The 20833-nt window shown below is 66.7% G+C and carries 15 protein-coding genes and 1 pseudogene; 5 read left to right on the top strand and 11 right to left on the bottom strand.

Going from position 1 to position 20833, the window contains the following annotated elements; translation table 11 throughout:
* A pseudogene (locus AB4Z00_RS21595) lies at positions 1–167 on the bottom strand (electron transfer flavoprotein subunit beta/FixA family protein); the annotation flags it as partial.
* Positions 168–294: 127 nt separating this feature from the next.
* Between AB4Z00_RS21595 and AB4Z00_RS21600 the strand changes: the two are divergent.
* The gene (locus AB4Z00_RS21600; protein WP_442047188.1) at positions 295–1047 is read left to right on the top strand and encodes a FadR/GntR family transcriptional regulator; all 753 of its coding nucleotides are present in this window, start codon (positions 295–297) and stop codon (positions 1045–1047) included.
* Between the two features lie 81 nt (positions 1048–1128).
* Positions 1129–2319: a CaiB/BaiF CoA transferase family protein gene (locus tag AB4Z00_RS21605; RefSeq protein ID WP_442047189.1), complete on the top strand. Its 1191-nt coding sequence runs from the start codon at positions 1129–1131 to the stop codon at positions 2317–2319.
* Between the two features lie 54 nt (positions 2320–2373).
* Here the strand turns inward: AB4Z00_RS21605 and AB4Z00_RS21610 are convergent, their stop codons facing one another.
* From AB4Z00_RS21610 to ptsP, 4 genes are read right to left on the bottom strand one after another with little or no spacing between them, the layout of a single operon-like run.
* A complete protein-coding gene (locus AB4Z00_RS21610; protein ID WP_442047190.1) occupies positions 2374–3735 on the bottom strand; it encodes a carbohydrate porin in 1362 nt (453 codons plus the stop codon).
* A 52-nt stretch (positions 3736–3787) separates the two neighbouring features.
* Complete coding sequence (locus tag AB4Z00_RS21615) at positions 3788–5479, bottom strand: fructose-specific PTS transporter subunit EIIC (RefSeq protein WP_442047191.1); 1692 nt, start codon at positions 5477–5479, stop codon at positions 3788–3790.
* Positions 5479–6459, bottom strand: a complete 981-nt coding sequence (gene pfkB / locus AB4Z00_RS21620) for a 1-phosphofructokinase (RefSeq protein WP_442047192.1) — start codon at positions 6457–6459, stop codon at positions 5479–5481. The genes AB4Z00_RS21615 and pfkB overlap by 1 nt, the downstream gene beginning before the upstream one ends.
* A complete protein-coding gene (ptsP, locus tag AB4Z00_RS21625; RefSeq protein ID WP_442047193.1) occupies positions 6459–8981 on the bottom strand; it encodes a phosphoenolpyruvate--protein phosphotransferase in 2523 nt (840 codons plus the stop codon). The genes pfkB and ptsP overlap by 1 nt, the downstream gene beginning before the upstream one ends.
* A gap of 177 nt (positions 8982–9158) precedes the next feature.
* On the opposite strand from ptsP, the gene AB4Z00_RS21630 reads away from it, so the two are divergent.
* Entirely contained in the window at positions 9159–10166 is a 1008-nt protein-coding gene (locus tag AB4Z00_RS21630; RefSeq protein ID WP_442047194.1) for a LacI family DNA-binding transcriptional regulator, read from the top strand.
* A gap of 5 nt (positions 10167–10171) precedes the next feature.
* Positions 10172–11035, top strand: a complete 864-nt coding sequence (locus tag AB4Z00_RS21635) for a shikimate 5-dehydrogenase (RefSeq protein WP_442047195.1) — start codon at positions 10172–10174, stop codon at positions 11033–11035.
* A gap of 42 nt (positions 11036–11077) precedes the next feature.
* Here the strand turns inward: AB4Z00_RS21635 and AB4Z00_RS21640 are convergent, their stop codons facing one another.
* On the bottom strand, positions 11078–12217 hold the full coding sequence (locus AB4Z00_RS21640) for an acyl-CoA dehydrogenase family protein (RefSeq protein WP_132265440.1): 1140 nt from the start codon (positions 12215–12217) through the stop codon (positions 11078–11080).
* Positions 12218–12362: 145 nt separating this feature from the next.
* On the opposite strand from AB4Z00_RS21640, the gene AB4Z00_RS21645 reads away from it, so the two are divergent.
* Positions 12363–13595, top strand: coding sequence for a LysR family transcriptional regulator (locus AB4Z00_RS21645; RefSeq protein ID WP_132265442.1), 1233 nt, complete (start codon positions 12363–12365; stop codon positions 13593–13595).
* Between the two features lie 6 nt (positions 13596–13601).
* Here the strand turns inward: AB4Z00_RS21645 and AB4Z00_RS21650 are convergent, their stop codons facing one another.
* From AB4Z00_RS21650 to AB4Z00_RS21670, 5 genes are all read right to left on the bottom strand, one after another.
* Complete coding sequence (locus AB4Z00_RS21650) at positions 13602–15086, bottom strand: aldehyde dehydrogenase family protein (protein ID WP_442047196.1); 1485 nt, start codon at positions 15084–15086, stop codon at positions 13602–13604.
* A 27-nt stretch (positions 15087–15113) separates the two neighbouring features.
* The gene (locus tag AB4Z00_RS21655) at positions 15114–16742 is read right to left on the bottom strand and encodes a GMC family oxidoreductase (protein ID WP_442047197.1); all 1629 of its coding nucleotides are present in this window, start codon (positions 16740–16742) and stop codon (positions 15114–15116) included.
* Positions 16739–18094: an MFS transporter gene (locus tag AB4Z00_RS21660; RefSeq protein ID WP_314466118.1), complete on the bottom strand. Its 1356-nt coding sequence runs from the start codon at positions 18092–18094 to the stop codon at positions 16739–16741. The genes AB4Z00_RS21655 and AB4Z00_RS21660 overlap by 4 nt, the downstream gene beginning before the upstream one ends.
* A gap of 94 nt (positions 18095–18188) precedes the next feature.
* A complete protein-coding gene (locus tag AB4Z00_RS21665; RefSeq protein WP_442047198.1) occupies positions 18189–19121 on the bottom strand; it encodes a PDR/VanB family oxidoreductase in 933 nt (310 codons plus the stop codon).
* A gap of 149 nt (positions 19122–19270) precedes the next feature.
* Complete coding sequence (locus AB4Z00_RS21670) at positions 19271–20596, bottom strand: Rieske 2Fe-2S domain-containing protein (RefSeq protein WP_442047199.1); 1326 nt, start codon at positions 20594–20596, stop codon at positions 19271–19273.
* Positions 20597–20833: the final 237 nt, after the last annotated feature.

The raw sequence follows: 20833 nt of genomic DNA on the forward strand, positions 1-20833 counted from the left end.
GATGCGGATGGCTTCTTCCAGATGCGGATGGCTTCTTCCACCGCGATCTCGTCGAACGGGTTCATGCTCATCTTGACGTTGGCCAGGTCAACACCCGTGCCATCCGCCTTCACGCGGGGCTTCACGTTATAGTCGATCACCCGCTTTACGGGCACGAGGATCTTCATCTCTCCACTCCATCTTGAATGGTCAGACCATTATAGTTTTGTATCTGTCTGTCAACTCAGTGGTCGGGGCATTGCTCAAGCGGGTGGGATCGGGATACCTTGGGGCACCGTCGAAGAGAGAACAGCCGTGGCCACAGCAAATACCGAAAAACCCGCGTTCGCGCCGATCAAGACGCAGCGCGCGTTCGAAGTCATCTGCGAACAGATCCGTGCCCAGCTTGCGGCCGGTACGCTGAAGGCAGGCGACAAGCTGCCTGCCGAGCGTGAACTCGCCGCGCAGTTCCAGGTCAGCCGCAGCGCTCTGCGTGAGGCGCTGCGCAGTCTGGAAGTGGCGGGAATCATCCGCAACTTGAAGGGCGTGAAGGGCGGGGCGGTGATCCAGTCGGCGGAACCGGACCGCATCGTCCAGGCCATGCAGGACTATGTCCACCTCGGCGACGTCACTCTCGACGAACTGACCGAAGCGCGCATCGCGATCCAGGACATCGTCGTGCGCCTGGCCTGCGAGCGGGGGACCGAGGCGCATTTCGCCGAACTCGAACAGATCGCCGAACGTACGCGCGCGGAGACCTCGGTGGAAGCGCGCTACGAATGCGCGGCCGCCTATTACGACGTGCTTGCGCGCGCGACCGGGAACCGCATGTTCGGGATCTTCGTCGACTCCCTGTCCGGCGTCCTTCACGAATTCGTGCAGGGGCCGGGTTACGAGACCTTGCAGGAAACGCTGATCGACTCCCGCTTCAAGCTGATCCGCTTCCTGCGCGCCCGCGACGCCGAGGCTGCCGCGGAGGAAATGCGCAAGCATCTGGAGCGTGTCTATCGCCACGTCCGCAAGAACATCAAGGCCCAGACCGGATCGAGAGGCGCGCGCAAGGCCTGATCCCGGGCGGTCATTGACCGCAACTCCCATCGGTGTAATAGGTAGGACCATTAGATATATGGACCTATGGGAGCGGTGAGGGTGGACGAACAGGCGGAACGCGGGCCCGGAGACGCTCTGGCAGGCGTGCGAGTGCTGGACTTCACATCGGTCATGGCCGGGCCCTTCGCCACGCGAATGCTGGCGGACCTCGGTGCGGAGGTGCTGAAGATCGAGTCGCTGGAAGGCGATCAGGTCCGCGCGCGTCCGCCGGTTCGCGATGGTCATTCGGCCTATTTCGGCCATCTCAATGCGGGCAAGCGAAGCCTTGCCTGCAACCTCAAGTCGCCTGAAATGCGTGACCTCATCCAGAGGCTGGCGGCAAGCCACGACGTCGTGGTCGAGAATTTCCGTCCCGGCGTGATGAAGCGCTTGGGTCTCGATTACGAGACGCTTGCCGCCATCAATCCGCGCCTGATCTATTGCTCGATCTCCGGTTATGGCCAGCAAGGTCCCAAGGCGCACTTCCCCGCCTATGCCCCGGTGATCCATGCCGCCAGCGGCTTCGATATGGTCAACCTGCACTACCAGGACGATGCCCGCCGGCCCGCAACTTCGGGCATTTTCGTGGCCGACGTCCTGGGCGGTACCCACGCCTTCGGTGCGATCCAGACCGCCCTTTACCAGCGCGAGCGCACCGGCAAGGGACAGTACATCGATCTGTCCATGCTGGAAGCGATGGTGGGGATGCTGGTGTTCGAAACGCAGGAGGCGCAGTTCCCCGGCGGCCCGCGGCGGCCGCTCTATACGCCGCTCAGGACGCAGGACGGCTTCGTCATGGTCGCGCCCACCAGCCCGAAGAACTTCGAGCAGCTCACCGAAGCGGTGGGCCATCCGGAATGGCGGGAAGACCCCCGTTTCCTCACCAATGCCGACCGCAATGCGAACTGGGCGACCATGCTCTGCCTGGTGGAGGAGTGGACCAGCCAGCGTTCGTCCGCGGAGGCGGAGGAGATCCTGTCCCGGCACGGCGTGCCTTGCGGACGCTACCGCGAGATGGACGAGGTGCTGGCCGATCCGCAACTTGCCGCGCGCGGGGCGATGTCGCACATCAATGACGCGGCCGGGAGCTATCTGGTGCCGAACCCGCCGTTCACCATGAGCGGAAGCCGGGTGCAGGTGCGCCCGTTCGTATCCGAACTTGGAGAACACGGCGCGGCCGTCTTGCAGGAGGAACTCGGCCTGAGCGAGGAAACGGTGGCCGCCCTGCGCGGATCGAACCAGTTGCTCTGAGCGGGCTGGAAGGGCGCTGGGTATTTCTCTCGTTCTGAAGCCCAGGGTCGGGAGCTAGTGCGACAGCAGCGTCGGGGCGTCGATCGTGAACTTGAAGCCGAGGATCAGCGCGTCCTTGATGTTGCGGGTGCGGAACGGGGCGCCGGTCTGGTCGGGATGGAGGATGTACTGAATGTTCGGCGAAATCCGGATCGCCGGGCCAAGCTGGGCGCCATAAGCGAGTTCCATCATGTATTCGTGCCGGTGGATGTTCCCGTTCCCGCCGGCCGAGAGCCGTGCTGCGCGCATGCGCTCCATGGCGAGGTCGCTGAAACGCTGGTCGCTGATCATGAAGCCGATGGTATCGGCATCGCGGCCGGCGAAAGTGCCGGTCTGCACCGCGCCCATATCGAAGAAGCGGCTTTCTTCCACCCGGCCCGACAGGTTGGTCATCGCCACGCCGAACACGCTGAGGCCGCGCTCGGAATGGGGATCGGGGCGCGTCAGGCGCTGGTCGAAGCGGAAGTAAAGGCCTGACCGGCCCTTGTGTACCGCTGGATCCCGCCCCGAGAGGATGGCGATGCCGCCCTGATCGTCGCGCAGGGGATCGGCATAGTCGCCGCGGTCGAACCAGCCGCCGACAATGTAGTGGCCGGGAAGGCGCAGGCCACCGCCCCCGCGTTCGCCCTCGCGCGCATAGCCCAGTTCCCACGGCACGATCACGCCGGTGGCGTTCTCCGTGCTGAAGTTGAAGCCATGGTCATTGGCGCGCTTGCGGTCGGGATTGACCTCATAGGCGCCGACGTGGACGGTCACATGCGGCACGACTTCGGCCTTGGCACGGATCATCCAGCTCGATGCCGGAAAATAGGTGAAATTGCTGTTCTTGAAGACGAACGTCGGATTGCCGCAGCCTGAATTACCCTGGAAATTGCAGTAGATCGGTGAGTTCAGAAAGTGGATGTTCGCCTGGCTGCGGCCGGCCTCGATCATGAGGCGGTCGTTCAGCAGCTTCTGCTCCCAGGTCAGGATAGCGAGGTGCGTGTTCTGGGTGCCCCAGATCTCCTGAACCGAAGTGTTGTTGCCGAGCGCCAGCGCGGAAAGACTCTCTCCGTGGCGGTTGGTGATCGCGGCGTGGAGCGTGCCGCCGCCGATGCCGGCGATGCGATCCATGTCGAGATCGGCGCCGACATAGACCTGCCCCGCGAAAGCGGCATCGCGGCGCAGGCCGCCGCTGACGTTCGTGGCCGCCTCTCCGGTATAGCTGAGCGCGAGGGTGATCCCGTCATCCGCGAGCGGCTGCCAGGGTTTCGCGGTTTCGGCGGACCGGTCTTCGGCGGGCGGGTCTTCGGAGGTGACCTCCTGCGCCGTGGCAGCGGACAAGGAAAGGGCCGCGACGCCTGCGCAGCAGGCGCCCTTGAGCAGTGCGAACCGCATCGAATGAAATCCTCTCTTGAGGCGGCCCGATCTTGTGCCGGGCCGCTGTCGTTCAGGCGGCAGCGTCTGCCGATACGGGGCGCGGCTTGAGTAGGCCGACGAGGACGCCGCTCACCAGTACACCCGCCACGATGGCCAGGCCGTAGACTGCCAGATGCGTGACCGCGCCGGGGATCGGCAGGACGAACACGCCGCCATGCGGCACCTTGAGTTCGACGCCCGCCGCCATCGAGATCGCTCCGGTGATCGCGGAACCCGCCATCAGCGCCGGGATCACCCGGAACGGATCGCGCGCCGCGAAGGGGATCGCGCCTTCGGTGATGAAGGCGAGGCCCAGGACGGCGGCGGCGCCTCCGGCTTCCCGCTCTTCGGTGGTGAAGCGGTCGCGGAACAGGCGGGTGGCAAGGGCCACGGCCAGCGGCGGCACCATGCCCGCCGCCATCGTCGCGGCCATCGGCGTATAGACCTGGCTGGCGATCAGGCCGACCGAGAAGGCATAACCCGCCTTGTTGACCGGCCCGCCCATGTCGAAGGCCGACATCGCGCCCAGGATTACCCCCAGCAGGATCGCGCTCGATCCCTGCATGGAGCGCAGCCACTCGGTGAGGAAGGCGAGGGCGGCGGCAACCGGCGTGCCCACCGCGTAGATCATCAGCAAGCCGGTCAGCAGCGTGCCCAGCAGCGGCAAGAACAGCACCGGCTTCAGGCCCGCGAGGTTCTTCGGGAGCTTTATCAGCCGGTTGAGCCACTCGACGCCGTAACCGGCGATGAAACCGGCGACGATTCCGCCCAGGAAGCCCGCGCCGAGATTGGCGGCCAGCATGCCGCCGATCATGCCCGGCGCGATACCCGGACGGTCGGCGATGGAATAGGCGATATAGCCCGCGAGCGCCGGCACGATCAGCGCGAAGCCGCCTTGCGCGCCGATGCGGAACAGCGCATTCGCCAGCGTGCCCTCGGCCGCCGCGCTGTTGGCATCGATGCCACCCAGAGCGAAAGCCATGGCAATCAACAGGCCGCCCGCGACCACGAAGGGCAGCATGAAGGAGACGCCGGTCATCAGGTGCTTGTAGGGACCGGCGCGTTCGGTGCTGGCGGCGCCTGCCTCGGCCGAGAGGCTGCCGCCTTGCGTTTTCGCTTCCGTCAGCGCCCGTTCGATGAGCGCCCTGCCGCCGGAGATGGCAGGCTTGGTGCTGGAGGCAAAGACCCGCTTGCCGGCGAAGCGCGCGCGGTCCACCTCACGGTCCGCGGCGATGATCACCACGTCGGCTGCCGCGATTTCTTCGGGCGTCAGCGGCGAGCCGGCACCGACCGAACCCTGCGTTTCCACGCGGATCGGGTAGCCGAGCTGTTTCGCGCCTTCCTGAAGTCCCTCGGCGGCCATGAACGTATGCGCGATGCCGGTGGGGCATGAGGTGATCGCCACCACGCGCGGCGTATCCGCTGCCGCTTGCGGGGCCTGCCCAAGTGCGGCTTCCGGATCGGCCAGCACGGCTTCCAGCGTCACCCGGCGATGCGGGGCGAGGGGAAGCGAGGCCGCCGCATCGTCATTGGCGGCGACCAGCAGCAGCGTGTCGCCCGGCTGCAAATCCTCGGGCAAGGGATTGAGCACGCCTTGCCCGGTGCGGACTTCGATCTCGATATCGCGGCCGCCGGCACGCGCGGCTTTGCGCAGCGCCTCACCGGCAAGCACGCCCTGGACGGCGGAATCGGCCGCTTCGATAACTGCGTAGAGCTTGCCCATCATTCCTCTCCGGCCTCGATCTTGTTCTCTATCGCCCCGCTTCGCGAGATCACGGGCGTAATGCTGACATCTTCGGCCAGCGCGTGGACTGTCGGCAGGTCCGGAAGGTTCGGCCCCGCCATGCCCAGCTTGGCGACCGCGAAAGCGGTGGCGAGCCGGGCGGTGCGTTCGAGGTCGGCGTTCTCGCCCAGGGCGGCGACGATGCCGGCAACCATGGCGTCTCCGGCGCCGACGGTGCTGGCGATCTGCCCGATGGCGAGGCGGGCGGTTACCGCGCCCGCTTCGGACAGGAACAGCGCGCCATCCTCTCCCATCGAGACGGCGACCAGCGAGACCCCGCGCGCGTGAAGCGCGGCGGCGGCTTCGGCAAGCGTAGCCAGATCGGGCAGCGGACGGCCCAGGAGTTGCGCCAGTTCTTCACGGTTGGGCTTGACGACATCGGGAAGCACATCGGCCGCAAGCGCGCACTTGAGCGGCAGGCCGCTGGTGTCCAGCACGACGCGGCATCCGGCGGCGCGCAGGCGGGCGATCAACGCGGCGTAAGTGTCTGGCGCGCATCCCGGCGGCAGGCTCCCGGCCAGGACGACCAGATCGCCTTCGCGCACGGCCTGGCAGAGGTTTGCCACGGCCATCTCGGCCTGGCCCGCGTCCACCGCGATCCCGTCGAGATTGATGTCGGTGGTGCCCGCGACGTCGACCAGCTTGAGGTTGACCCGGGTGGCGCCGGCGATGCGGGTGAAACGGTCCTCGATCGGCTTGGCCGCGAACAGCGCGTCGAATGGAGCGGCGTTGTCGCTGCCCAGCAAGCCAAAGGCGGCGACCGGCATGCCCCAGTCGGCCAGGCAACTGGCGACGTTCACGCCTTTGCCGCCCGCGTTCTGGCGCACGCTACGGGCGCGGTGAACGTCGCCCGGGACCAGGCGATCAAGCGTGACGGTCTGGTCGATGGCCGGGTTGAAGGTGACCGTGAACGTGCGCATCAGTCTTCCCTTCCGCTGAAATCGCACCCGTCCAGAGCGCGGATATCGGCGGCGCTTTCCATGTCGAGCGCCTTGGCGGCCAGCGCGCGCAGGCCATCGAAGCTCGCGCCGCGAATACGGGCTTTCACCCCTGGAATGTCCCGCGGGGTCATCGACAATTCACTGACGCCCAGGCCCACAAGCAGAGCCGCGCCGAACGGATCGCCGGCAATGCCGCCGCAAACACCGACCCAGCGACCGTGCGCCTGCGCGCCTTCCACGGTTGCCGCTATCATGCGCAGAACGGCCGGATGCAGGCTCTCCGCATCGCCCGCCAGTTCAGGGTTCTGCCTGTCGATGGCGAGGACATACTGCGTGAGATCGTTCGTGCCGATCGAGAAGAAGTCGGCATGGGCGGCCAAGGAGCGAGCCTGGATCGCGGCGGCGGGCACCTCGATCATGATGCCGACGGGAACCGTCGGTGCATCGAGTTCCAGCCGGATGTCCTCGCACCGTGCGCGCAAGGCGATCAGTTCGTGGACCGAGGTTATCATCGGGAACATGATGGAAAGATCCGCGCCTGCCTTCGCGGCGCGGTAGAGCGCGCGAAGCTGCGGTTCGAGCAAGTCGGGGCGGCGCAGCAGCAGCCGCGCGCCGCGCACGCCGAGGAACGGGTTTTCCTCAAGCGGCAGGTCCAGATGCGGCACTTGCTTGTCCCCGCCGATATCGAGTGCGCGCACGATCAGCGGACGATTATCCAGTGCCTCGGCCATGGCGCGGTAGATGGCGGCCTGCTCTTCCTCCCCCGGGCTGTCCCTGCGTTCGAGGAACAGGAACTCGGTGCGCATCAGGCCCACGCCTTCGCCGCCCTGCGAGAGCGCGTAAGCGACCTGATCGGGACGGTTGACGTTGGCGGCGATTTCCACTCGGTGACCGTCGCGCGTCTGGGCGGGCTGGCTGCGTTCCRCCTCTTCGGCGGCGCGTTTTTCGGCCAGCGCCGCGATCCAGTCGCGCGCGGAGGCCAGGTCGGCCGCGGACGGGTTGAGCCAGACACGGCCGCTGTCGCCATCGACGATGGCCGTTGCTCCAGCGGCGAGGCTCAGCAGATCCGCGCCGGCGGCGACCACGGAAGGCAGGCCCAGCGTGCGGGCCAGGATGGCGCTATGCGACGTCGGACCGCCCAGCGCGGTCGCGATCCCGGCCACGCGCGCGGTATCGAGCGTGGCCGTGTCGGAAGGCGAAAGGTCCGCCGCGACCAGGACGCAGGGCTCCTCGGGCAGATCGGTCAGCGATCCGGCCGCCAGCGCCGGGTCGATCTCGGCCAATACGCGGCGGCCGATGTCGTGGAGGTCGGCGGCGCGGGCAGCCAGCACCGGATTGCCCAGCGCGGAAAGTTGCCCGGCGATACGGTCGACCGCCTGGTGCCAGGCCCATGCCACGCCGTGCCCCTCGACCATCAGCTGGCAGGTGAGCGTGATGAGGTCGGTATCGTCGAGCAGTTCGGCTTGCGCCTTGAAGATTGCCGCATCCCCAGCGCCCAGCCGGCGGGTGGTATCGTCGATCAGCACCTTCATTTGCGCGCGGGTACGGGTGAGCGCATCGTTGAGCAGGGTGCCACCACCGGCAAGGTCGGTCGGCCGGTCGGGCACCTCCAGCGCCTGCGCGGCGAGGACATGGACCCTGCCGATGGCGAGGCCCGGACTGGCGGCCACGCCCGCGATCATCTGGGCTTCGCCTTCCGGCTTCCAGCCCCGGATCGGCGCGGCGGCCTTTTCCGCGGCGCGCGCGGCGTCTTCCTTCTCGCGCGCGGTCAGGCGGCGGACGGCAGCGGCGAAGCTGTCCAGCGCCGCACGCGCGCCTGCCCCTTCGGCGGAGAGAGTCACCCGATCACCAGCACGCAGCCCCATTTGGAGGAGGGAAACGAGGCTGCGAGGATCGGCGCTCTCCCCGCCGTGGCGCACGCGCAAGCGCACGCCAGAGGCACGCGCCGCTTCGACCCAGGCCGAGGCGGGGCGGGCATGGAGGCCGGTTGGGTAATCGACCGTCCATTCGGTGGTTTCGGCATAGTCGGCGACCGGCTCGGTGGAGGCGGCAGCCTCGCCGTCTTCCCAGAGAGCGCGGGAAAACGCAGCCGGATCGTCGGTGGTGACAAGCGCGGCAAGGCGCGGCTCGTCCTGAATGAGGCGGGTCAGCCGGCGCAGGATGGCGATGTGGCTGTCCGAATTGGCGGCGATGCCGACCACCAGATGGGCGCGCTGGCCGGGGTTCCATTCCACCGCTTCGCGCAGCTGGAGGATCGCCACCCCGTCCTTGCGCACGAGGCCCTTGTCCTCGCCAAGGCCGTGCGGGATCGCAACACCGGCGCCCAGGAACGTGTTCGCCAGGCCCTCACGGCGGACCATGCTGTCCTCGTATCCCGGAGCGACGCAGCCGGCAGCGACCAGAAGCTGGCCGACCTGGCGAATCGCATCGACCTTGTCGGCCGCGCTGGCATCGATTCGAACGAGATCCTCGATCCTCGAGGCGGGCGCATTTGCGAGCATTTCAGGCCTCTCCTGACCGTTTTGACGACGGGTCTGTACCTCCTATAGAAAACGTTTTCTCAGGTCGTTTGTCAAGAGAAGGCTTGCGAGACTTGGATCGAGTGATGCATAGTCCGTCACCGGAGAGGGCGAGACGCCCTGAAATGTGAGAACGATTTCTCAAATGGCGATGCGCTGATGACTATCGGAATCAAGGACGTGGCCAGGGTTGCCGGAGTCTCGCCCGCAACCGTCTCGCGGGTGCTGTCGGGGCGAAGCGTCGATCCCGCCATGCACGAACGGGTGCTGGCGGCGGTCAAATCCACCGGATACCGGCCCAACCTTGCCGCACGGCGCCTGCGCTCGCAGCATACGAACACGATCGGCCTGATCGTGGCCGATATCCGCAACCCTTTCTTCACGGCCGTTTCCCGCGCGGTGGAAGGCCTTGCCACGGCCCGCGGCATGCGCGTGATCCTGTGCAACACGGACGAGGACCCGGCCAGGGAAGCCGCCTACCTCGAACTCATGCACGAGGAACGCGTCACCGGCGTGATATTCGCCCCGTGCCGCCAGTGGATCGAAAAAGGCGAGCGGCTGGAGCCCGGCTATCCGGTCGTCCTGATCGACCGCAACCTGCCCAGCGCCGGGCTCGACAGCGTCCTGCTCGACAATGGCAACATGGCCGCCGAACTTGTCGCGCACCTCCACGCGCAGGGCCATCGCCGGGTCGCCGGGCTGTTCGGCGCCAGCAGCACCGGATCCGAGCGGCGTGCGGGTTTCGAACAGGCGGCGCGCGCACTCGGGATGGACGCCTCCACCCTCGAGATGCCGCACGACGCCGGTGCCGCGGAGCGCGCCGTGAAGGAGCTGCTCGCGGGTCCCATCCGCCCCGATGCGCTCGTTGCCAGCAACGGCGTCATGCTGCTCAGCGTGCTGCGTGCCTTGCGCGGCCTGCAACTCGACGTTCCGGGTGACATTGCCCTTGCCGGTTTCGACAACAACGACTGGATGGAGTTCGTCGTCGGCGGCCTCAGCGTCATCGAGCAGCCGGTCGAGGAAATCGGCCGAACGGCGATGACGATGCTGCTCGACCGGCTGGAACATCCCGACACCCCGGCACGCAGGGTCGTGCTGGCCGGACGCCTGATCACGCGCGGATCGAGCGGCCCTCGCGCTTCCGCCGACCAGACCATCGGAGCCTGATCCCAATGACTGCCTTCCGCGAAAAACAATCGATCGGCCGCGACACGCAGCTGTGCATGTCGCTGTCCGGTCGCCCCGGCAACGCCGGCTCGCGCCTGCACAATACGCTCTACGGGCTGCTGGGGCTGGACTATATCTACAAGTCTTTCACCACGACCGACCTTCCCGCCGCGATCGGCGGTATCCGGGCCCTGGGCATTCGCGGCTGCGCGATCTCGATGCCGTTCAAGGAAGCTGTCATTCCCTTGCTTGACGGCCTTGAGGATTCCGCTCGCGCCATCGACAGCGTGAACACCATCGTCAACGACGGCGGGGTGCTGACCGGCTACAACACCGACTATACCGCCGTGCGCGACCTCGTGTCCCGGCGCGGCATCGATCCGGCGACGCCGTTCCTGCTGCGCGGCAGCGGCGGCATGGCGAAGGCAGTGGCCGCGGCGCTGCGCGATCTCGGCTTCCGGGACGGCACGATCGTCGCGCGCAATGCCGAGGCAGGACAGGCGCTGGCCCGGCAATACGGGTTTGGCTGGCGTCCCGAACTGCCTGAACAGGGCGCGGCGATGTTGATCAACGTGACCCCGCTCGGCATGGAAGGCGCTCAGGAAAGCGAACTGGCCTTCACCGCCGGGCAGATCGCGGCTTGCGAGGTGGCATTCGATGTCGTGGCGCAGCCGGCGGAGACACCGTTTATCAAGGCGGCGCTCGCGGCAGGGAAAATCGTCATCTCGGGGGCCGAAGTGATCGTGCTTCAGGCCGTCGAGCAATTCGTGCTCTACACCGGCATCCGTCCGGACGCCGAAGCGGTGATCGAAGCAGCCACTTTCGCTCACGGCTCAAACGTCGCCGCGCGGCTGCGCGACGCCGTTTGATGCGGCGACCAGGTCACCGGTTCCGAAGTTCCATCCCGATCGTCAGCGAAGCAGTTCCTTCGCGATCGTGTTGCGCTGGATTTCCGAGGAGCCCTCGTAGATCCGGGTGATGCGGATGTCGCGATAGAGGCGCTCCACAGCGAAGCCGCGGCAGTAGCCGGTGCCGCCGAAGATCTGGACGGCGGTATCGACCGTGCGGCTGCCCGCCTCCGTCGCGAAGAGCTTCGCCATCGAGGCAAGTTCGCGGCGCTTGTCGCCCTGGTCATAGCGCCAGGCAGCGTCGAGCAGGATCAGCCGCGCCGCGCGCATGTCGGTCGCCATGGTGGCGATGTAGTGGCGGATCGCCTGGAAGTCCGAGATCACGCCGCCGAAAGCGGGGCGCTGCTTGGATTCCTCGATGGCAAGCTGGAGCGCGAATTCGCCCATGCCCACCGCCGTCGCGCCGACGTTCATGCGGCCCTCGTTAAGCCCTTCCAGCGCGTAGCGGAAACCCTGTCCCTCTTCGCCGAGCAGGGCGTCGGCGGAGACCTGGCAATTGTCGAAGCTCAGTTCGAACACGCCCGGCGTGGCCGTGCCCATCAGCTCGATGGTGCCGGTCACCGAGAAGCCGGGGGTGTCCGCCGGCATGAGGAATGCGGAGATGCCGCCGCGCGTGCCGGCCGACTTGTCGGTATAGGCATAGACGATCACATACTTGGCCTTCTTCCCGTTGGAAATGAAGGTCTTGCTGCCGTTGATGACCCAGCCGTCGGCATTGCGAACGGCGGTCGTGCGCATGGAACCGGGATCGGAACCGGAGTTGGGTTCGGTCAGCGCGAAGGCGATGCCGATTTCGCCGCTGGCCATGCCGGGCAGGAGCTGTTCGCGCTGGGCCTGGCTGGCGTGGTAGATGATGTTCTTGGCGCCTGGGCCCATCAGCGGACGCAGCTCGGTCCAGAATTGGGGCGGCAGGTGGGCCAGTTCGATCTGCACCGCCGCCTGCGCCAGCGCGCCGAGGCCGAGGCCGCCGTATTCTTCCGGCAGGGCCATGCCGAAGTAGCCGTTCTCCACCAGCGTCTGGCGCACGATCGGCGGAACTTCGCCGGTCTCCACGAACTGCTGTTCCAGCGGCAGCAGGTCGCGGACGATATCGCGGGTGACGTCACAGATGTTCCGGACGTCTTCGGGAAGTTCGAAATCCACGGAAAGCCTCTCCTTTTCGCCTGGACGGGCCATCGCCCGTCACGAGTCATTGACCTAATGGTCGTACCATTCAATATATAGGTCGTCCACGCGATTTTTTACGGGCTTGGTGGGCAAGTCCCCATGGCGTAGAGCATTGGAGTCCATGACGACCGATCCGTTCGACCTGAACCTGCGGCATTTGCGCGCGCTTCTCGCGATCCGCGAGCATGGCAGCATCACGGCCGCGGCCGATGTGGTCAGCCTCTCGCAACCGGCGCTGACGCAGGGCCTTGCCAAGCTGGAGCAGCAGTTCGGTTACACGCTGTTCGAACGGCGTTCGGGCGGGATGGTGATGACCCCGATGGGGGAGATCGTCATCGAGCGCGCGACCCTGGCGCTCGAACATCTCTCCACGGCGGCGAAGGGGCTTTCGGCGGTCTTCGCCCATCCCGAACGGCTGATGACGATGACGCAGCTTCGCGCTTTCATGGCGCTGGCCGAGGCGGGAAGTTTCTCCGCCGCCGCCCAGTCCACCGGCCTGTCGCAGACGGCCGTGCACCGCGCGGTCGGCGATCTGGAACACATGATCGGCGGCAAGCTGCTCGAACGGCGGGGCCGGGTGGTCTGGCTCAATCCGGCGGGCAAGAAACTGGCGCGCGGGGCGCGCCTCGCGAGTGCCGAGATCGCCGCCGCCATTGCCGATCTGGGGCTCGACAGCCGCAGCGGCAGCGAGTTGATCGCGTTCGGCGCGCTGCCTCTGGCGCGGCCCTATCTTGCGCCTGCCGCCATGGCGGGGCTTGCGCGAGAAGAGCCGCGTGCCGCGTTCAAGGTGCTGGAAGGCAGTTGGCGCGAATTGGTGGAGCCGCTGCGCGACGGCGTGATCGACATGGTGGTCGGCGCGCTGCGGCCTTACGAGATCGCTGACCTTTACCAGATGCCGCTGGTGGAGGACCGTCTCGTGATCGCCGCCGGAAGCCAGCATCCGCTTTCGGGCGTGGAGCGGCCGACGATGGAGCAGCTTTCGGCTTTTCCCTGGATCGTCGCGCCGGCCAACTCGCCCTTGCGCGAGCAGTGGCAGGAACTGTTCGAAGGCCGCGCTCTGCCGCCCACTCCCATCGAATGCGGATCGGTGATGATCATCGGCCGCCTGTTGACTGACGGCGATTTCCTGACGCTGCTCTCGCCCGATCAGGTTGCGTTGCAGATACGCAGCGGGCTTCTTACCCAGATCGGCGCGCCGCTCGAACACAGTCGCCGCGTCGTCGGCATCACCACGCGGCGGAGTTGGCGGCCCACCGCGATCCAGCGGCGTTTCCTCGACCTGCTGAAGGAAAGCGCGGGGCAGATCCGTTCGGACTTCACCCAGCCCGACTTGCGCGCGTCGGGCTGGGTCTAGTCTCGATCAGTCGAGGTTGATCCACACGGCCTTGGTTTCGAGATATTCCTCGATGTGATGCGGGCCGGACTCGCGGCCGAAGCCGCTGACCCCGAAGCCGCCGAACGGCACGCCCGGATCGAGCATCTGGTAGCAGTTCACCCAGACCGAACCGGCGCGGATGCCCCGCGCCATGCGGTGGGCCGTCGAAAGATCGCGCGTCCAGACGCCGCTGCCAAGGCCGAACGGCGTGGCATTGGCGCGTTCCAGAACTTCCTCGGCGGTGTCGAAGGAGAATGCCGAAAGTACCGGGCCGAAGATCTCCTCCTGCGCGATGGTCATGCCGTCCTGCACATCGGTGAAGATCGTCGGTGCGACGAAGAAGCCATCGTCGTAGCCGGGCCCTGCAAGACGAGTGCCGCCGACCAAGGCTTGCGCGCCTTCACCGCGGGCACCTTCGATATAGCCCAGGATCTTGTCCATCTGCGGGGCCGAGACGACCGGGCCGATCTGCGTCTGGGGATCGAGCGGATCGCCGACCCGGATCGTGCGGGTGAAGGCGGCAAGGCGCTCCATGAATTCCTCGCGGATCGAGGACTGGACGAAAAGGCGCGTGCCGGCGCTGCAGATCTGGCCGGAATTTGCAAAGACGGCCATGGCGGCGGCCGGTACCGCCTTGTCGAGATCGGCATCGGCGAAGACGATGTTAGGCGACTTGCCGCCGAGTTCGACCGTCACGCGCTTCATGGTCGGTGCGGCGGCCTTGATGATCTTCTCGCCCACGCCGGTCGATCCGGTGAAGGCGATCTTGTCGACGCCGGGATGGGCCGAGAGCGCCGCTCCGGCATCGCCGAGGCCGGTGACCACGTTGATGACGCCTTCCGGTACGCCCGCTTCCAGGCAGAGTTCGGCAAAGCGCAGGGCCGAAAGCGGGGTCTGCTCGGCGGGCTTCATCACCAAGGTGCAGCCGCTCGCCAGGACCGGGCCGGTCTTCCACACGGCCATGCCGACCGGGCCGTTCCACGGGTTGATCGCGGCGACAACGCCGACCGGCTCCTTCAGGGTGTGCGAGAGCACGTCGCCAGGCGCGGAATTGTTCAGCGTATCGCCCGCAATCAGCGTCGCCTGCCCGGCATAATAGCGCAGCAGCGCGGCGGCGCGCGTCTTGCCGAGCACGGTGCGGGACAGCGGCGCGCCGAGGTCCAGCGTGTCGAGCATCGCCAGTTCGTCGTAATGCGCCTCGACGAGATCGGCGAGGCGCAGCATGATCCGCTGGCGCTCGGCAGGCTTCATGCGGCGCCATGGCCCCTCCAGCGCCGCGCGCGCGGCTTTGACCGCGCGGTCGACATCCTCGGCATTGCCCTGTGCGACCATCGCGAGCAGTTCGCCGGTCGCCGGGTTGCGGGTCTCGAACCGCTTGCCCGAGGCGGCGGCCACGCGGCGGCCGCCGATCAGCATGTCCTGCTCCATCGTTTCGAGCAGGGCAGGGCGGGCGATAGAGGTCAGTTCCATGTCGGTTTCCTTGGAATGGAGCGCCGGTCAGGCGGCGATGTTGGAGCGGGCGGCGTCTTCGAGAATGAAGCGCGCGGCGCGTTCGGCGATCATCATGGTGGGGGCGCTGGTGTTGCCGCTGATGATCTCGGGCATGACCGAGGCATCGACCACACGCAGGCCCGAGACGCCGCGCACCCGCAGGCGGCCGTCGACTACGGCCATCGGATCGGAGTCCGGCCCCATCTTGCAGGTCCCGGTGGGATGGTAGGCGGTGTTGACGATCCTGCGGAGCGCGGCATCGATCTCCGCGTCGCTCTGGAGCTGCGCGCCGGGCTCTATCTCCGCGCCGGTGAGGGGCGCGAGTGCGGGTTGGGCAAAGATGCGCCGCGCTTCGCGGAAGCCGGCGATCAGCGTCTTCATGTCGTAGGGATCGGCGAAGAAGTTGGGATCGATCACCGGCTTGTCCTCGGGCCGGTTGCTGGCAAGGCGCACCGATCCCGCGCTGCGCGGGCGCAGCAACTGGACCAGCCCCATGTAGCCGTGACGGCGCGGAATGGCGCGCGCGTCGAGCTTCAGGCCAACGAGGAAGGTGATCTGGATATCCGGCCTTCCGCTGCCGTCGGTGCAGAGGAAGCCTCCGCATTCCGCGACGTTCGAGGCGAGCATGCCGGTGCGGTTCACAAGGTATTGCAGCGGGCTGGCGACAATGCGCGGCAGCGACTTGGCTGAGACGGCGTAGGATTCCCCGCTCGGGTTTTCCATCGCGACATGGACGGTGGGGTGGTCCTGGAGATGCGCACCGACGCCGGGAAGGTCGTGGAGCGTCTCGATGCCAACTTCCCGAAGATGGTCTGCCGGGCCGATGCCGGAAAGCATCAGCAATTGCGGGGAGTTGGTCGCGCCCGCGCAAAGCACGATTTCACGCCGGGCTCCCACGATGCTGCTTGCGCCTTGACGCTCGATCTCGATCCCGATCGCGCGGCCACGATCGAAGACGATCCGGCGCACCAGAGTCTCGTCGAGCACGGTCAGGTTGGGGCGCTTCAGCACAGGATGCAGGAACGCGCGGGCGCTCGACAGGCGGGTGCCCTTGCGCTGGTTGAGATCGTAGCGGCCGAACCCGTCCTTGCGCTCTCCGGCGAAGTCGTCGTTGCGGTGATGCCCGGCCTGCTCGGCGGCGTCGAGAATGGCGCCCGTTACCGGGTTGAACGAGCGCGGCTTCTGCACGTCGAGTTCGCCGCCCTTGCCGTGCCACGGCTTGTCCGGGCCGGCATAGTTTTCGACCGCCTTGAATGCCGGAAGGACGTCATCGTAGGACCAGCCTGCGTTGCCGGCGGCTTCCCAGGCCTCGTAGTCCTCCTTCTGGCCGCGAATGTAGACGCCGCCGTTGATCGCGCTGCATCCGCCCAGCAGCTTGCCGCGCGGGAAGTTGATCGTGCGGTTGCCGACCGCGGCGTTGCCTTTCAGCGCCTGCTTCCAGTTGGTCTGGTCGCTCGGGAGCAGGAAGATGTTGCCCACCGGCATGACGGTCTTGAGATTTACCGGCCACTTCCGGTCGGACGGTCCCGCTTCGATCAGCGCAACGCGGTTGGCGGGATCGGCGGAGAGGCGGTTGGCCATCAGGCTGCCCGCCGAACCGGAGCCGATCACGATATAGTCGAAGCTGTCGTTCACGCGGTCATTTCCTTGCGAGCGAATGAGGAGCGGCCGAGCGGCGGTACATGCCCGCGCACGGCGATGAAACCCAGGGCATTGACGAGCATGAGCGCGGCCAGGACCCCGAAGAACAGGAAATTGCCGCCGCCGATAAGGCCCGCTCCCGCCACCGAGCTGACGATGGCCCCGGCGCGTCCGGCGGCGCCCATCAGGCCCAGACCGCGTGCGCGCACCGCTGTCGGGAACGCATGGGCGCCCACGGCGAACATTGCCGACTGGGCGGCGCTGGCGAAGAGACCCAGCGCGCCCAGGCCTGCCAGCACGGCCATCTCGTTGCTGCCCCCGCCCGTCTTCAGGAAGGCGAGGAACAGGCATGCCGCAGCGCCGACCAGCGCCATCAGGATGAGCGTCGGGCGCGAGCCGAAGCGCATGATCGACAGCGAAGCGCCGATGGCGCCCAGCGTGCCGCCGATGTTGAAGCTGGTAAGCCCGAGGCTCGCCGAGGCGAGGCTGAAGCCGGAGGAGAACAGCAGCGTCGGCGACCAGTTGAACATGAGGTAGATCATGAACATGCCGGAGAACATCGCCAGCGAAAGCGCGAGGCTGTCCCGCAGCAGCTTTCCTTGCAGAAGCGCGCCGAACCCCGCGGCTTCGCCCGCTTCCGCGGTGCCGGGGCCGCTGCGCAGCGGTGCATGGCCGATCCGGCGCATCAGCCGTTCGTACTGCGCGCGGCGCTCGGGACGGCTTTCGAGGAAGCGCGGGGATTCCGGCAGTATGAAGTGGAGCAGCACGGTGAAGGCGATAGTCGCGGCGCCCGCCAGATAGAACAGCCAGCGCCAGCCGAGTACCGGCAGCACCGCCGCTGCCGCGATCCCGCCGAGGATGCCGCCGATCGAGACGCAGACGACCCCGAACGTCACCGCCACGCTGCGCCAGCGGGTCGGCGTGAATTCCGCGATCATGGCGCTGGCCGTTCCAGGCACGCCGCCGAGGCCGACCCCAGCCAGGGTCTTGAGCGCGGCAATGTGCCAGAGGCTGGTGCTCGCGCCGGTCAGCAGTGTCGCTACCCCGAACAGGGCAACCCCAGCCAGCAGTGCGCCGCGCCGTCCGAAACGGTCGCCGATATAGCCCGCTGCCAGTGTTCCTATCGCCATGCCCACGAAGCCCAGCGCAAAGACGCCGCCGAGCGCCTCGCGCCCGATCGCCCACTCTTTCAGCAGCGACGGCGCGGCGAGGCCCAGCATCTGGTTGTCGAGACCGTCAAGGACGACGGTCGCCGCTATCATCAGAACCGTCCATACCTGGAAGGACGACATCGGTGCGTCGTCCAGCAAGCCCTTCGCGTCCCGGTCTGTCGCGATGATCGCCACAGCTTCTCCTCTTCATGGGGTCTCTGCCCCTTTTTGTTATCGCCGGGATGGCCAATCCCGCTGTTGGTGGCCGGCGTATCAGATGTCGAGCATGTCAGATGTCGAGTACGAGGCTGGCTGTCTTCGCGCCCGAACAGCAGACCATGATGGAGCGATTGGCCGCCTTTTCGTCTTCGCTCAGAAAGTGGTCGCGGTGGTCGGGAATGCCGCCCAGAACCTTGACCTCGCAAGTACCGCAGACGCCCTCGGAGCAGGCGAAGCCGACATCGACCCCGGCGCCGAGCAGGGCGTCCAGCATCGTCTCGCCCTCGCTGACCGTCAGCGTCTTGCCGCTGCGGGCGAGTTCGAGGGTATAGCCGCCCTCGGTCGCCAGTTCGGTCTCGGCCGAGAAGTATTCGATATGGGCATGGCCCTTGGGCCGCGCGGCATTGGTGGCGACAAAAGCGTCGAGCATGCCGTTCGGGCCGCAGCAATAGAGATGCGCATCGGCGGGGGCAGCGGCACAGATCGCGGCAAGGTCGAGCCGCTGCGCGCCGGGCAGTCCGTCATAGACGACGTTGACGCGGTCATGGTCCTCGATCCGGTCGACGTAGGCAGCGCGCTCGGGCGTGGCGGCGACATAGTGCAGTTCCCAGGATTGGCCCAGCTTTTCGAGGCGGGCGATCATGGGCAGCATCGGCGTGATGCCGATACCGCCGGCGACCAGCACGGTATGCGCCGCATCCTCCACCATCGGGAAGTTGTTCTTGGGCTCGGAAATCTCCACGCGCTCGCCCACCCGCCATTCCTGGTGGATGTGCTTCGAGCCGCCGCGACTGTCGATCGCGTGGTGGACGGCAATCTCGTAATGGCCGCGAATGGCGGGATCGTTGACCAGCGAATAGCTGCGGGCAAGGCCCGGCTTCAGCTGAACGTCGATATGCGCGCCCGGTTCGAAGGCGGGCAAGAGGCCGCCGCCGACGGGTTCGAGCACGTAGGAATTGATGCCTTCCGCTTCCCAGCGAATGGTCCGAATGAATGCCTGCATCACACTCTCCTTGAGGCACGATGCGTCCGGTGGCCACCCCGGTGCGCGATGGATCGGCGCCCGATGGAGACCCTCATGCGTCTCGTCACCCTCTGTCCTTTTCTATCGGGCGGGACGGTGCATGGATCGCACCCTCCCGCCGGTTTTCATTACTCTGCCGCGCCGAGCAATTCAGGGGCCGTTTCGGGCCAGCGGACGGCCTTCGCAAGCGCGGACTCATACGCATTCTGCAAGCTGTCCTGCGGATCGTGAAGGAACGATCCGGCGCGGGCACGATAGAAGATCGACGGGTCTTCGACCCCCGGCGGCACCACGCCCTTGTTCGCGAAGGCGCGCGCGGCGATCAGCGCGCGGCGGCGGACGCGGGCGATCATCTGGTCGGTTGGGGCCAGGTTCTCGAAGCTGTGGTCGGTGATCGGGCCCATGCTTTCAGTCACGGCCTGATCCTGCATCGTGATATTGGCGATGCCGGTGAACTGGGTGCCGTTGCGCTGGGATTCGCGGTCGATAGCCCAGTCGTTGGCCTCGCTGTCGGGCGAGCGCCAGCGGCCGAACCAGTCGGTGGTCTGCGGCGCATATTCCAGCGGGCCGAACAGCGGCGTGCCGTCCTTGAGCGTGGACGTATAGGCCGGGTTGCCGGCATCGACGCCGCAAGTGATGTCGAACAGCATCGAATGCTCGTCGTCCATCGGCACCCACGCGCGGGCGATGGCGCGGGTGGCGAAACGGTTGTTGGGCGTCTGCGTCCAGAAGGGGAACATGTAGTGCGCCACGCGCCACGACATCTGCCCGTCGTCGTTAGGGCGGTACCCACCGTACATCACGCCCCAGTCCGACTGGAGCACTTCGTATTCGGGCGCGCGGTTGAGCACGGTCGGGCGCATCGGGTGATCTTCGTCGAGATCCTCGGCTTCGATCGAGCCGACGTGGAGGAAGCCGACGTGGCTGGTGTCGATGTCGCCTTCCAGCGCCTGGAGCCAGTTGCAGTCGCGCTGGAGACACCAGATCTCGGCATCGGCGTGCATGGTCGCCTCGATCTCGGGAAGCGGCGGCGGGCTCGCCTGGTTCTCGCCCATGTAGACCCAGATCAGGCCGTTCGCCTCATGCGTCTTGTAGGCCTTGGCGTGGACTTTTTCCTTGAAGTCCATGCGGGCGGGCACCGAGGGCATGTCCACGCACTTGCCGTCCACGTCGAACTTCCAGCCGTGGTAGACGCAGCGGATGCCGTTCTGCTCGTTGCGGCCCACGAACAGCGAGGCGCAGCGGTGCGGGCAGCGGTGGTCCATGATGCCCACCCGGCCGGAGCTGTCGCGGAAGGCGATCAGCTTTTCGCACAGGATCATCAGGCGCACCGGATCGCCGTCGGCCTTCACCTCGGAGGAGAGGCAGGCAGGCATCCAGTACTGCCGCATGAAGGAACCCATGACGGTTCCGGGGCCAACGCGGGTGAGGTCGGTGCTGTCTTGTGGCTGCATGGTTCAGGCTCTTCCTTGGTCGTCTTCGATCGCCTCGACCGTCCTCTTGAAGCTTGTCCTTCAGGTGAGGAGGCGGCGGTTCTCGTTTGCCCATTCGAGCTAGCCGCAGATTTCCGCCAACCCCAATCGGAATATGGTCTTACCATTCGAAAACCGGGATGAAACTATTGCAAGGCTTGGCGTTTGCCGCTTCTCAGCGTCTCAAGGCGGCAGGGAAGCCGCGATAAAGCCCTTGGG

The organism is Novosphingobium sp. YAF33 (assembly GCF_052113265.1).
Taxonomy (GTDB): domain Bacteria; phylum Pseudomonadota; class Alphaproteobacteria; order Sphingomonadales; family Sphingomonadaceae; genus Novosphingobium.

Bases quoted from the DNA above. Each gene is read 5' to 3' on its own strand.
- AB4Z00_RS21610 (WP_442047190.1), bottom strand. From the start codon at position 3,735: ATGCGGTTCGCACTGCTCAAGGGCGCCTGCTGCGCAGGCGTCGCGGCC.
- AB4Z00_RS21615 (WP_442047191.1), bottom strand. From the start codon at position 5,479: ATGGGCAAGCTCTACGCAGTTATCGAAGCGGCCGATTCCGCCGTCCAG.
- pfkB (WP_442047192.1), bottom strand. From the start codon at position 6,459: ATGCGCACGTTCACGGTCACCTTCAACCCGGCCATCGACCAGACCGTC.
- AB4Z00_RS21630 (WP_442047194.1), top strand. From the start codon at position 9,159: ATGACTATCGGAATCAAGGACGTGGCCAGGGTTGCCGGAGTCTCGCCC.
- AB4Z00_RS21635 (WP_442047195.1), top strand. From the start codon at position 10,172: ATGACTGCCTTCCGCGAAAAACAATCGATCGGCCGCGACACGCAGCTG.
- AB4Z00_RS21645 (WP_132265442.1), top strand. From the start codon at position 12,363: ATGACGACCGATCCGTTCGACCTGAACCTGCGGCATTTGCGCGCGCTT.
- AB4Z00_RS21650 (WP_442047196.1), bottom strand. From the start codon at position 15,086: ATGGAACTGACCTCTATCGCCCGCCCTGCCCTGCTCGAAACGATGGAG.
- AB4Z00_RS21665 (WP_442047198.1), bottom strand. From the start codon at position 19,121: ATGCAGGCATTCATTCGGACCATTCGCTGGGAAGCGGAAGGCATCAAT.
- AB4Z00_RS21670 (WP_442047199.1), bottom strand. From the start codon at position 20,596: ATGCAGCCACAAGACAGCACCGACCTCACCCGCGTTGGCCCCGGAACC.